Annotated in this window: 13 protein-coding genes and 1 other annotated feature; of the genes, 4 read left to right on the top strand and 9 right to left on the bottom strand. The window is 42.3% G+C overall.

Going from position 1 to position 13,198, the window contains the following annotated elements:
* The first annotated feature begins 162 nt into the window (after positions 1-162).
* Together Xets_RS17695 and tonB are read left to right on the top strand one after the other, a co-directional pair.
* A complete protein-coding gene (locus Xets_RS17695; RefSeq protein WP_099132377.1) occupies positions 163-342 on the top strand; it encodes a YciY family protein in 180 nt (59 codons plus the stop codon).
* A gap of 252 nt (positions 343-594) precedes the next feature.
* Positions 595-1,284 carry a TonB system transport protein TonB gene (gene tonB / locus Xets_RS17690; protein WP_099132378.1) on the top strand — a complete coding sequence of 230 codons (690 nt, stop codon included), beginning with the start codon at positions 595-597 and terminating at the stop codon, positions 1,282-1,284.
* 67 nt (positions 1,285-1,351) lie between these two features.
* On the opposite strand, the gene yciA is transcribed toward tonB, so the two are convergent.
* Positions 1,352-1,789, bottom strand: coding sequence for an acyl-CoA thioester hydrolase YciA (gene yciA, locus Xets_RS17685; RefSeq protein WP_099132441.1), 438 nt, complete (start codon positions 1,787-1,789; stop codon positions 1,352-1,354).
* Between the two features lie 77 nt (positions 1,790-1,866).
* Entirely contained in the window at positions 1,867-2,403 is a 537-nt protein-coding gene (locus tag Xets_RS17680) for a septation protein A (protein ID WP_099132379.1), read from the bottom strand.
* Positions 2,404-2,631: 228 nt separating this feature from the next.
* Between Xets_RS17680 and Xets_RS17675 the strand changes: the two genes are divergently transcribed.
* A complete protein-coding gene (locus Xets_RS17675; RefSeq protein ID WP_099132380.1) occupies positions 2,632-4,338 on the top strand; it encodes a SulP family inorganic anion transporter in 1,707 nt (568 codons plus the stop codon).
* 65 nt (positions 4,339-4,403) lie between these two features.
* Here Xets_RS17675 and Xets_RS17670 read toward each other — a convergent pair whose 3' ends face one another.
* A complete protein-coding gene (locus Xets_RS17670; RefSeq protein WP_099132381.1) occupies positions 4,404-5,159 on the bottom strand; it encodes a YciC family protein in 756 nt (251 codons plus the stop codon).
* Between the two features lie 494 nt (positions 5,160-5,653).
* On the opposite strand from Xets_RS17670, the gene ompW reads away from it, so the two are divergent.
* Positions 5,654-6,295, top strand: a complete 642-nt coding sequence (gene ompW, locus Xets_RS17665) for an outer membrane protein OmpW (protein ID WP_099132382.1) — start codon at positions 5,654-5,656, stop codon at positions 6,293-6,295.
* A 90-nt stretch (positions 6,296-6,385) separates the two neighbouring features.
* Here ompW and trpA read toward each other — a convergent pair whose 3' ends face one another.
* The 6 genes from trpA to Xets_RS17635 form a co-directional block, all read right to left on the bottom strand.
* A complete protein-coding gene (gene trpA / locus Xets_RS17660; RefSeq protein WP_099132383.1) occupies positions 6,386-7,192 on the bottom strand; it encodes a tryptophan synthase subunit alpha in 807 nt (268 codons plus the stop codon).
* Positions 7,192-8,382, bottom strand: a complete 1,191-nt coding sequence (gene trpB / locus Xets_RS17655) for a tryptophan synthase subunit beta (RefSeq protein ID WP_099132384.1) — start codon at positions 8,380-8,382, stop codon at positions 7,192-7,194. Before trpB ends, trpA begins: the two co-directional genes overlap by 1 nt.
* A gap of 30 nt (positions 8,383-8,412) precedes the next feature.
* Positions 8,413-9,783: a bifunctional indole-3-glycerol-phosphate synthase TrpC/phosphoribosylanthranilate isomerase TrpF gene (gene trpCF / locus Xets_RS17650; protein ID WP_187652234.1), complete on the bottom strand. Its 1,371-nt coding sequence runs from the start codon at positions 9,781-9,783 to the stop codon at positions 8,413-8,415.
* Positions 9,780-10,784 carry an anthranilate phosphoribosyltransferase gene (gene trpD, locus Xets_RS17645; protein ID WP_099132386.1) on the bottom strand — a complete coding sequence of 335 codons (1,005 nt, stop codon included), beginning with the start codon at positions 10,782-10,784 and terminating at the stop codon, positions 9,780-9,782. Before trpD ends, trpCF begins: the two co-directional genes overlap by 4 nt.
* Before the next feature lie 62 nt (positions 10,785-10,846).
* Positions 10,847-11,425 (bottom strand): gamma-glutamyl-gamma-aminobutyrate hydrolase family protein, encoded by a 579-nt coding sequence (locus Xets_RS17640; RefSeq protein WP_099132387.1) that lies wholly within the window; start codon positions 11,423-11,425, stop codon positions 10,847-10,849.
* Complete coding sequence (locus Xets_RS17635) at positions 11,425-12,984, bottom strand: anthranilate synthase component 1 (protein ID WP_099132388.1); 1,560 nt, start codon at positions 12,982-12,984, stop codon at positions 11,425-11,427. The genes Xets_RS17640 and Xets_RS17635 overlap by 1 nt, the downstream gene beginning before the upstream one ends.
* Before the next feature lie 57 nt (positions 12,985-13,041).
* Positions 13,042-13,148 (bottom strand) — a sequence feature (Trp leader region).
* Between the last annotated feature and the right edge of the window lie 50 nt (positions 13,149-13,198).

Below are 13,198 nucleotides of genomic sequence, written 5' to 3'. Positions count from 1 at the left end.
AAATAAATCATGAATGGTTGATGATAGTTATTAATTTGATGATTTCGAACAATGTACTATTATGCCCAGAGTCATGGAATAGATTGGCAATGGGTTGACATCGCTAATAGTGACAATTAAGAATAATGTTATTTATTCAATGAGAGATTACTCGGAATACTTATGAAACATAGCAGAAGAGAAGTAGGGCGTTGGAGAATGCTCCGCCAAGGTATTTGTCGTCGCCGTCGCTGGTTGGAAGGACAGTCACGTCGTAATTTACGAATATATGCACTGCGTAAGGCAGATGCTTATAAGCGTCGTAGATCGATTCTATTCATCCAGAATATAGAGTGGATTTAATGTTAATATAGTGCAAATTGCTTAGGGTCAATGTGCAGCATTTTCTTAACAACTCGATATTTTTCCGTTAAGAAAAACATTTTCAACCTCCAAGATTATAGCCAATAATTATGCGATATGACTGGAATGAGCGTGTGTATCCAATAAGGTTTTAATTTGAGAAATGCAAGTCAGGGATAGATGTTTTTGAATCTTTATTGAATATGATAGTCATTTGCATTTAAACTAATATCTATCTGAAAACTGACTATCATGCTGTTAAGCAAGAATTCTCTTATGCGTTGGATACATTGGCCGATACTACTTTCCATTTGTTTACACATCTCTATTGCTACGGCACTTTTTCATGCCATTGAACCAGGGAAGCAGGCAGAAGTTACACCTATGTCTGTTGCCATGATCCAGTTGGCTGCTGAAGAGACACCTGTCTCCAAACCTGCCGTGTCTGAATCACTTCCTGAGCCGGAGCCTGAACCTGAACCTGTTGCGGAAATTGCTCTGCCTAAACCTGAAAAGAAAAAAATTGTTAAAAAAGAAGTTAAGCCAAGAGAGAAAAAGACAGAAAAAGCTTCAGAACAACCGCTGAAACCTATTTCTGATCAAGAAACTCAAACGGCGAAGAATTTGGATGATCAAAAATCGGAGCACCATACCATTAGTGAAAAAGCCGGGGTACACAGAGGACCAAAGGCATTGAATAGGCCAGATCCCATTTACCCATCCAGAGCACTACAGTTGGGGACTGAGGGGAAGGTAAAGGTAAAATTTGATATTGATGAAAATGGTCGAGTTAAGAATATTGAAATTATTTCTGCTGATCCAAAAAATGTCTTTGAACGTGAAGTGAAAAACGCGATGAGAAAATGGCGTTATGAAAAAATTCCTGCTATCGGACATATAACGACTATCGAGTTTAAAACTACTGGTATTTCACAATCTTAACTTACCAAACTGTCTCTTTCCTGAATAGGGGATGTAAAGCATCCCCTAACTTCATCAGTAAAATGAATTATGACTCTGAATCACTGCGTTCCAATTTAAAGTGCCTTTTATCTTCAGGCAAAGGACGGGAAGAGTTATTTTCATCAACGGCAACATAGGTGAAAACAGCTTCTGTTGCACGATAACGCTGACCGACTGGCTCAGAAGCCACTTTTTTCACCCAAACTTCAATATGAATGGTAATAGATGAATTTCCCGTTTTAAGACAACGGGCGTAGCAGCATACGACGTCACCTACCGCAACCGGTTTCAGAAAACTGATGCCATTTACGCTAACAGTTACTACGCGCCCCAGAGCAATCTCTTTTGCCAAAATTGCGCCGCCAATATCCATTTGAGACATCAGCCAGCCACCGAAAATATCCCCATTGGCATTAGTATCAGCAGGCATGGCCAGTGTACGGAGAACCAATTCTCCGTTTGGTAAGCATTGTTGTTGTGTCATTAGAAAACTTGCTTTATTTGGTGAATACAACAATACCTGCCGCTGCATCGGCAGGTATCCATATAAAGGTCATTATATTATTTTTGTTCGCGAGGAAGATGACGGTAGATATATACCACACTCAATACAGTAAAGACTAGTGTCAATGCCGTTAATCCGAACACTTTAAAGTTTACCCAAACATCTTGAGGTAGCCAGAAAGCGACATAAATATTTGCTAATGCACAGGCAATAAAGAAGATTGCCCAAGCCATATTCAGTTTGTTCCAGACAAAATCAGGTAATTCTAACTCCTTGCCTAACATCCGTTGAATTAGCGGCTTTTTCATCACCCATTGGCTGATAAGTAGTACCAGAGAAAAAATGGCATAAATTACAGTCACTTTCCATTTAATAAATAAATCACTGTGGAAGGCCAGTGTCAGAGTGCCGAAAACAGCAACCATAACAAATGTAATTAAGGAGGATTTTTCAACTCTACGATAAATGAGGTAAGTAATGACAACAGCTAATCCTGTTGCTGCAATTAAGGCGCCAGATGCATAGAAAATGTCGTACATTTTGTAGACGACGAAGAAAACGACTAGCGGCAAAAAGTCTAAAAGTTGTTTCATAAATTGAACCCATTGTGAAGTCAATGATGGCATGTTTTTGAATTTGTGCCAGAGTGTACCAGATCTCAATGAAATGGTTTATTTATCAGGTAAAAAACATTTTTCATCTGTTTAGGTAATTTTATCACAATGAGTGACAAGCTAAGTGTGGGAGAGGGGAAGTTTGTGAGTTTCCATTTAGCAACGCATTATAACTAGGTTCCATTTTCACAAAAGGACATAAAGGCCATGTTGTGGGAAAGATTACATCGCTGGATGCCGGGCTTGGGAAATATCTGTCATTATCGTAGAGAATATTTCAGCCATGATATGCGTGCGGGCCTCTCTGTTGCCGCAGTAGCGCTGCCCGTTGCGATTGCTTATGCTGAATTAATGGGAATTAGTGCCATTATTGGTTTATATGCCTGTATTTTACCGATGCTTGCGTATGCACTGTTCGGTACTTCGCGGCAGTTGATTGTTGGGCCAGATGCGGCAACTTGTGCTGTCATTGCTGCTGCTGTTACACCGCTGGCATTGGGAAATGAGCATGTGCGTTGGCAGCTTGCCATAGTGATGACGTTAATGACGGGATTTTGGTGTATTTTGGCCAGCCATTTTCGACTGGGTGCCTTCGCTGATTTTATATCTCGTCCCATTTTGAAAGGCTTTATTAACGGTGTTGCGATTACCATTATGGCTGATCAGTTGGCTAAAGTTTTTGGGCTGTCTGGGTTGCCTGTGGAATTGATTGAACGATTGATTGCACTTCCCCGTAAATTATTAGAATCTCACTGGCCGACGGTAGGGATGTCAATAATGACGCTGCTGGTACTGCTTAATGTACATTTTCTCCGTCCGAGTTGGCCTGCTCCACTGGTGGCAATGATCGTATCGACTTATATCAGCTGGCAATTTCAACTCAGCCATTATGGCATCCAGATTGTGGGTAGTATGGGGAGTGGTTTGCCTATTGTTCCTATACCCGAATTTGAACCCGGTATCATACGTGATTTAGTGGTTCCTTCTATTAACTTAGCGGTGATCAGTTTCGTCAGTTTTATGATGACTGCTCGTAGTTTTGCCAGTAAAAATGGCTACCAAGTCGATGCAGATTTGGAACTTAGGGCATTGGGTATCGCCAATATTGCTTCGTCATTATCACAAGGTTTTGCTGTCAGTGCTGCGGGTAGCCGTACTGCGGTCAATGATGCGCTAGGCGGTAAAACGCAAATGGTGTCGGTGATAGCGGCTTGTGCCATTTTGCTGGTATTGCTATTTATGACAGAACTTTTGGTGTATATCCCTCTGTCATCACTGGGTATTGTTTTGATCTTTTCCACTTGGTCTTTATTGAGTCTAAAAAATCTTTGGGCTTATCGAAAACGCAATCGTCAGGCTTTTACCCTGTCAATTTTTACGTTAATTGCCGTCTTGCTGGTGGGAGTGATCGATGGTATCGGTTTTGCCGTTTTGTTGGGATTATTGCAATTTTTGCGGATAGTTTTTCGGCCTTCGGATCAGTTGCTGGGCGTGAATGACCAAGGTATGGTTCGTTCCATCCATAAGAATAATGATATCAAACCCGTTGATGGCATTATGATGTACCGCTTTAACTCTCCACTCACTTATTTTAACGTTGGATATTTCAAAAAACGGGTATTACAACATGTGAACAGTGCTGCAAATGATCCTGTGTGGTTAGTGGTCGATGCGACGGTTAGTTTTACTTACGATGATGTCAGTGTTTTTGCCGTGTTGGATGAGTTAATCACAGAATTAAAAGAGAAAGGTGTGACATTGGTCTTAGCAGGGCGCAGGACAGAACTGAATCGCTGGATTAAACAGAACAAACTGAGTCGTAGCGGTGACGATTTGATAGTTGTGCCGGATCTCTATTTTGCTATTCGTTTACTTCAAAGTAAGCAGCATGTGGAGGAAAAACAGGAGAAGTAACTACAGTTCACCTCGCTACATTGCAGTGAGGTGAACTATTTTAGGTGCTTATTATTCAGTGATTATTAGATACCGTGTATGGTTTTATTTTGTGGTTTGATTAACATATACAAACGGAATAGATAAATCAGTAACAGGGATGATAAGAAATTATCCAGTACTGATAGCAACATATCGGGCATTTTTGTCAGTACAAGAGCCAGGATTAGCTTGGCGACAAGCCATAACAGTATAGCTGGGATCAACAACCGCATATTACCAAATGCCAACTTCCAACTATTTTGCATGGCTGCAAAAACATTTTTGCCTTTTTCAAACAAAAAAATAGGAGCCAGTGAGAATGCAATAGAAAACAGTATCCCCGGCAAGACCATTAAAGCGTAGCCGATTTGGACCAATAGGGTACTAATAAACATTAGCAAGAACATCTTGGGTAGTTGTGTTATTGATAATGTACTGGCATGAATGGCATTAGTTTGCTGACCGCTAGAGATAGCACTGATGAGTACCAGCATACTGGCCGTTAGTAGGGTACTACCAAATATATGGGTAAATAAAACTCCGAACATTGTGCGCATTAACATGAACTGCTCATCTGGCGTTAATTGCATCACGAAACGTTGGATACCTGTATTGCCGGACTCTTTGACTATATTTTGCAACTCGGCTAATAAATTGAGCTGTTCATCATTCGGCATGAGTAAATGCCCCAGCAGTGTTGTCACCAGCGCGGCTAAGACAGAGAGGATGACAATATTCAACAGTTGATTCTTTAAAAAGTTGATGCTGTCACGATACAGGGTATTTGCCGTGATGGGCATGAAAGTGGCTCCTATCAAATAAAACAACAATAGGGAACAATTGTACCTTGTTAGGGGGATTATTGGATACCTAAGATTTACTCCAATGCTTGATCCTGTATGTTGAGACTAGTGGGAGTAAGCGTTCTTTTTTGCCAGATTTCCTCAGTGTAGATTTTATATAAATGATCAATTCATTAACTTTGTGTTAATAAATTGATGAGAGGTTGGAATATTAAATAAAGGTTTTTAATGTATAATTTCTATTATTATTTATTGTTATTCATTTAAAAGTTGATATTAAGATATAAATCATGGGTGGTATTAAAATTAATATGCAGAGAATTTTGATTTAGATCAATTTAAAATGTCCAGTAAATGAAATAATAAAGCGGTAAGCGGTAAATACCTTACTTCGCCAAAAATATTTAAAAGATGTGATCTGTCTTAGATCACAATGGTAAACAAACGGGTATATTTCGGACTGGTTTAAAACCACATAAATGGGATGGATAATGAAGAAGATTTCTGCGCTTGTATTGGCTGTTGCTACGTTAGCCCCGTCATTGACTTTTGCCCATGAAGCAGGTGACTTCCTGTTCCGTGCGGGTACAGCAACGGTAAGGCCTCATGCGGGTTCTGATAATGTATTAGGATTGGGATCTTTTGGTGTCAATAATAATACTCAGTTGGGTTTAACTTTTGGTTACATGATTACTGATAATATTGGTGTTGAATTATTGGCAGCGACACCATTCCAGCATAGAGTCAGTTTACCAGGAGCGGGTGAGGTCGCTGAAGTTAAACATTTACCACCAACGCTAATGGCACAATATTATTTTGGTGCTACAGAAAATGAATTTCGTCCTTATGTTGGGATTGGTGTTAACTACACTACTTTCTTTAGCGAAAAATTTAATAATAATGCAACCGTGAAGGCTGCTAATTTAAATAGCTTGGATCTGAAAGATTCTTGGGGTATCGCTGGGCAGGTTGGTCTGGATTATCAACTGAACAAAAACTGGATGCTGAATACTTCGCTTTGGTGGATGAATATTGAAACTGATGTGAAATTCAAAGCCGGTGATGTAGATAAAAAATATAAAACCCGCCTTGATCCGTGGGTCTTTATGTTCGGTGTTGGTTATAGTTTCTAATTAAAGCTACGTGTGTGTTTGACTTTGACATAAGAGAGAACCAATGGGGCGTAATTGCCCCATTTTTTGTACTTACTATCTATCGCGTGTTCATAATTGGGTGGCGTTTTTCATGGCACGAACAAAATTCATTAATTTTTCCAGCATGATGTTGGGTTGATGCAAGTTATCTTCAATAATGTTGACAACAGCTGAACCTGAAATTGCACCCGCCGCACCGCCATTGAGAGCGTTCATAACCTGCTCTGGCTCTGAAATGCCAAAACCTTGTATAGCAGGGGCAGCGTGATATTCTTTGAGCTTGTTAATAATATGATTAAGTGGCTGTGGAGCGCGATTTTCACTACCAGTTACTCCCGCTCTTGATAGCAGATAGGTATATCCACGTCCAAATGAAGCAACTTCACGCAGTAAATCATCATTTGCATTAGGGGGACAAATAAAGATCGGGGCAATATCATGCTTTATGGCGGCTGAACGGAAAGGCGATGACTCAGATAACGGCACATCAGCCACAAGTACGGAGTCAACACCCGCATTTTTGCAGCGACGATAAAATTCATCAATGCCATTGTGAAAGACGAGATTGGCGTAAACTAACAGGCCAATGGGTATATCAGTGTGTTTAGCTCGAATTTTAGCCAGCAGGTCAAAACATAATGTGGGAGTGACCTTGGATGATAACGCACGCAGATTGGCATTTTGGATAGTTGGGCCGTCAGCCAGGGGATCTGAGAACGGAATACCCAATTCAAGCGCATCAGCAGCACCTGAAATCAAGGTATCAATAATTTCCAACGATAATTCGGGATTAGGATCGCCAAGGGTGACAAAAGGAACAAAAGCGCCTTGTTTTTTGTTTTGCAGCTTCTTAAAAAGTTGTTCGTAACGTCCCATCAGATTTCCCCCCTGGATTTTAAAATATCGTGAACGGTAAAGATGTCTTTGTCACCACGGCCAGATAAATTGACAATGAATAATTGTTCCTTGTCTGGAGACTCATGGATCATTTTCAAGGCATAAGCCAAAGCATGAGAGGATTCCAGTGCAGGAATAATACCTTCATTGCGTGAGAGTTCCTGGAAGGCCTCCAGCGCTTCATCATCAGTAATTGAAACATAATCGGCTCTACCGATGCTGTTTAAATAGGCATGTTGCGGACCAACGGAAGGAAAATCTAAACCCGCCGAAATGGAATAAGATTCTTCAATCTGCCCGTCTTCTGTCTGCATAATTGGCGTTTTCATGCCAAAGTAAATTCCCAATCTTCCGTGTTTCAATGGGGCACCATGCTCTCCAGTTTCAATACCATGCCCAGCAGGTTCAACACCAATCAAGCGGACATCATTTTCTGGAATGAATTCAGCAAACAAACCGATGGCATTTGAACCACCACCAATGCAGGCAATGACGGCATCAGGTAAACGGCCTTCTTTTTCCAGAATTTGAGCTTTGGCTTCTTCACCAATCATACGTTGAAATTCTCGTACCATTGTCGGATATGGGTGAGGGCCAGCCGCAGTGCCCAATAGATAATGCGCTTTTTCATAGCAACCCGACCAGTCACGCATTGCTTCGTTACAGGCATCTTTCAAGGTTGCCGAGCCGCTATGGACAGGGAGCACTTGTGCCCCCATCAAACGCATGCGAAAAACATTGGGCGATTGGCGTTCAATATCTTTTGCTCCCATATAAATACGGCACTTCAGCCCTAATAACGCACAAGCCAGGGCGGTTGCGACGCCATGTTGACCAGCGCCTGTTTCAGCAATGATTTCATGCTTTCCCATGCGTTTTGCCAACAATGCTTGTCCTAAAACCTGATTGGTTTTGTGAGCACCGCCGTGGAGCAAATCTTCACGTTTCAGGTACAAACGTGTTTTTGTCCCTTTAGTCAGGTTTTGACACAGTGTTAAGGCAGTGGGTCTGCCTGCATAGTTTTTCAGGAGATCCTGAAATGTATGCTGAAATTCAGGATCTTTCTGTGCGTCAATAAAGGCTTCTTCTAATTGGTTAAGTGCAGGGATCAAAATTTGTGGCACAAATTGTCCACCAAAGTCGCCAAAATAAGGATTCAATTTACTCATTGTTCTACTCATCCATTTTTATCTGAAAAATTAGTGATAACAGCGCAATTGTTGAAACACCTGCTTGATTTTCTGGCTGCTTTTGATACCCGGAGACACTTCAATTCCTGAGTTAAAATCCAGTCCATAACAGCCAAATGTTGCTGCCATTTGGCAGTTTTCAGCGTTCAGGCCACCAGCCAGAAAACTGTTATGCTGAATGAGTGGGTTGATTAACTGCCAGTCAAATGATTTTCCTGTTCCTCCTGCTCCGTTATCCAACAATAAGTGATCAACATGAGGTATTGCGGAAACTGCTACAGCATTAGACATATTAATGGCTTTCCAAATTTCACAATGTTCAGGTAGTACCGAGCGTAGGGAGTTAATGTAGTTTTCATCTTCACCTCCGTGCAGTTGAACTGCGGTGAGCGAAAGTTTACGGGCGATATTATTGACAAAATCAATGGGTTGATTTTGAAACACACCAACATATAGAAGAGAGGCTTCATTGATGATTTGTTGAGCTTTTTGCAGACTAATTTTGCGCGGTGATTTTTCAGCAAAAATTAAACCACCGTAAACGGCACCCATTTGCAACGCAGCTTTCGCATCCTGTGGGCGAGTCAGACCACAAACTTTGTTGTCACCCAAAATCAGGCGGCGTAAAGCGAGATCTAAATCTAAATTTTGTTGTGCCATTAAAGAACTACCAATAAGAAAACCATCGGCAAACTGGCTCAATTCCCGCACCTGGCGATGTTGGTGGATACCAGATTCACTGATGACGATAGTGTCTTCAGGTAAACCAACAGACAGTCTACGGGTACGCTCTAAATCAATGGACAAATCACGTAGATCTCGGTTATTGATGCCAATAACCTTTGCACCCAATTTAATTGCCCGTTGCCGTTCATCTTCATTACTGACTTCGGTCAGTACACCCATATCAAGACTGTGTGCCAATGCAGACAATTTACGATACGTATCGTCATCAAGGACAGAAAGCATCAGTAAAATAGCATCAGCCTGATAATAACGGGCAAGATAAACCTGATAGGCATCAATAATAAAATCTTTGCACAAAACAGGTTGATGTACCGCAGAACTGACCATTGCCAGAAAATCATAACTGCCCTGAAAGTATTTTTCATCGGTCAAGACAGAGATTGCAGCAGCATAAGGTTGATAAGTTTTTGCAATATGAACGGGATCGAAATCTTCACGAATCAGCCCCTTTGATGGAGATGCCTTTTTGCATTCCAAAATAAAAACGGTTTGCTTATGGGTCAACGCCTGATAAAACCGACGATGACTTGGAACGATAACATCAATAAAGCTTTCCAGCGGTTGCTCTGCCTTACGAGTAACCAGATATGCTGCTTTATCTTCAACAATTTTCTGTAATACGCTGGTTTTCATGATCTAGTCCTTGCTGCCAATGCCGTTACTTTTTCATAAGCCTGGCCGCTGTAAATAGTATCGAGTGCCAATTGAGTATTTTCCCGTAGATCTTCTTGCCCGTGGATCTTCATTAACAGAGCCACATTAGCTGCTACGGCATGAGCATGGGCTTTGCTTCCGTGGCCTTGCAATAACATTGCTAACATGTTGCGGTTTTCTTCAGGTGATCCACCTTTCAGTGAAGATATGGGATGGCTTGGCAAACCAAAATCTGTTGCTGTTAACTGATATTGGCTAATTTCACCGTGATGAAGTTCTGCAACATAGGTTGGTGCATGTAAGGCAACTTCGTCCATTCCTCCACTGTGTACAACGGCGGCGCGTTGATAACCCAAAGCGTGTAAGGTATGGGCTATGGGTTCAACTAATTCAGGGCCATAGACTCCGATGAGAGAAACAGGAGGACGCGCCGGATTGATCAACGGGCCAAGCACATTAAATAATGTTCGAGTTTTTAGTTGCTGGCGAACTTGCACCGCATGACGGAATCCACTGTGATATTGAGGTGCGAACAGGAAGCAGACACCAATTTCATCCAAGGCTCTGCGTGATTTTTCAGCTTGGGCATCCAATGCAATGCCGAATGCAGCTAATAAATCAGATGATCCAGACCGACTGGAAATACTGCGATTTCCATGTTTTACCACCTTAAGGCCACAAGCAGCAGCAATAAAGGCGCTGGCTGTTGAAATATTGATACTATTGGAACCGTCTCCACCTGTGCCGACGATATCACAAAACGTGTAATCAGGGCGAGGAAAGGGGGCTGCGTTTGCCAGGAACGCCTGGGCTGCGCCCGCAATTTCTTGTGGCTGCTCGCCACGCAGCTTCAGGCTAATTAATACAGCAGCCAGTTGTGTATCGCTCAGCTCACCATGAATAATGGCAGTGAATAGCTGCTGGCTTTCTTGTTGTGTCAGTGCCTGAGCACTGAATAATTTGTCAAAAATCAACTGCATTTTTCCATCCCTTTAAGTTTAGTGCCTTTCATTCGATACCCAAACTCACAACCCTTAAATCGTCAGCTCAATGCCCAAGCCAGTGTTTGTTCGAGCAGTTTGGCACCCCGCGTAGTTAAAATAGATTCGGGATGGAACTGAAAACCACAAACTTTGTGCTCATCATGGCGCACAGCCATCACGATATCGCCACATGAAGCAGAGACAGTCAGTGCTGTCGGAGTATGCACAGCGGCAAGAGAATGGTAACGAGCAACAGACAAAGGATTTGGTAGGCCGGAAAACATATCTTTCCCATCATGGATAGCGGGTGTTGCCTTGCCATGCAGAATTTCCTGAGCAGCAGAAACTTTTCCTCCATAAGCTTCAATAATCGCCTGATGTCCAAGACAAATTCCGATTATTGGGATCTGGCCTATCACTTGCTTGATCAATTCAGGCATACAGCCTGCCTCTGAGGGTTTCCCTGGACCGGGGGATAACATTAAAAGAGGAGATTCCATCTCATTAAGTTTGGCAATAATGATGGCTGCTGACACGGTATTGCGATAAATAATGACATGGTGACCATGAGTACGCAGTTGATCCACAAGGTTATATGTGAAGGAATCTACATTATCGAGTAAAAGAATATTAGCCATCAGAATGTTACCTCCACATGATGTGCTTGTGCAATTGCGCGAATAACGGCTCTGGCTTTACTGTGAGTTTCATCTACTTCTGACTGGGGAATGGAGTCCAGCACCACACCTACTCCAACTTGAATGGTAGCTTGGTCGTTTTCCACATAGGCAGAACGGATTACTATGCAGGTATCAAAATCCCCTTTGCCAGTGAAGTAACCGACGGCTCCGCCATAACTGCCACGCCGTTCACCTTCATATTCTGCGATGAGTTGCATCGCCCGAACTTTAGGGGCTCCCGTCAATGTGCCCATATTCATGCTGGCTTGATAGGCATGGAAGACATCTAAATCATGCCGGAGTGTGCCGACAACACGGGAAACCAGATGCATAACAAATGAATAGCGATCGACTTTGGTTAAATCGGCGACATATCGACTGCCTGGTTCGCAGATACGGGCTAAATCGTTGCGAGCTAAATCAACTAACATCACATGCTCAGACATTTCTTTAGCATCCGTGCGCATTTCCAGCTCAATTCGGCTATCAAGATCGGCATCCAATTCCCCGTTGTTATCGCGTCCGCGTGGTCGAGTACCGGCTATCGGATAAATTTCGATCTGGCGGTTGTTGGCATCATATTTAAGAGCACTTTCTGGTGAAGCCCCAAACAGGCAAAAATCCTGATCTTGCATAAAAAACATATAAGGGCTTGGATTTTGTTTTTTCAATACATGATAAGCGCTCAGCGGAGAAGGGCATGGCAAGGTGAAACGACGTGATGGAACTACCTGAAAAATATCCCCTTGACGGATAAATTGCTGTAGCTGGCGTACGATATTTGCGTATTGTTCATCACTTTGATCGCAGCCAACAGTAATACCGGGCAGTGTGACAGGTAAGAGTGGCTGAAGTGGGGCTGAAATAGCTGTAACTAAGGTTGCTAAACGCTCTTTAAGGCGTTTTCTTTCTGAATCGGATTCACCAAACAATAAAGTTTGCAGACGTGAGTGTTTATCTTGATGGTCGATCACTAATAGCGTTTCTGCGAGATAAAAACAGAAATCAGGGCAGCGTTGGCGATCTTCTACTGTAGGCAATGGTTCAAAACCGGCTACTAAATCATAAGCAAACAATCCACCAACAAAAATGGCATCGGGAGATTCTGAGAAGGATGCTAATGCTGTCAGGGCACGCAATGCATCAAAAACTGAATCGGATTTTAGCCGGCTGTCTTCGTCCAGATTGTGCTCAATAGCAGGAAACCGTGCTTGCATAACCTTCGGCTCTACGTCTAATTGGGCTTTGTCTGAAAGTAAATTCGCGAGTATCGGGATCAGGTTTTGGCCATTTTCAGTGAGTGCTTCAAAAGTAACTTGACGCCCATTGGCTGTAATGCGCATAGCGCTATCAATGATCAGGATGCTTTTGAGATTCTTTTTACTGTGAATTTCAGCAGAATCCAGCAATAACGTTGCTGGGCGATTACTACAAAGTTGGTGAAAAAGCAGTGTTGGATCTGTCTGGTAGAGAGTATCCACCTGACTTATAGAGATATTAAATTCTTTGCCAGTCATCTTCATACCCCATTTCTAATCTTTATTCATAAAAACTTGCGTTATAAGAAAATAGCTACAAAAAAACCCGCCTCTTGAGGGCGGGTTTTGGCACTTGCGTATCTATTCTTGATTTATGTGCGTGAGCCAACCGCCCTGACTGGGAAGTTGTGCCACCAACGCTTTGACTGCTTAGGTTGCATAAATACGCTCATTTCGAGTGCCTCATTGATTC

The sequence above is a fragment of the Xenorhabdus sp. TS4 genome (assembly GCF_014467265.1).
Classification (GTDB): domain Bacteria; phylum Pseudomonadota; class Gammaproteobacteria; order Enterobacterales; family Enterobacteriaceae; genus Xenorhabdus; species Xenorhabdus ehlersii.
This window is presented reverse-complemented; position numbering and strand designations above follow the sequence as displayed.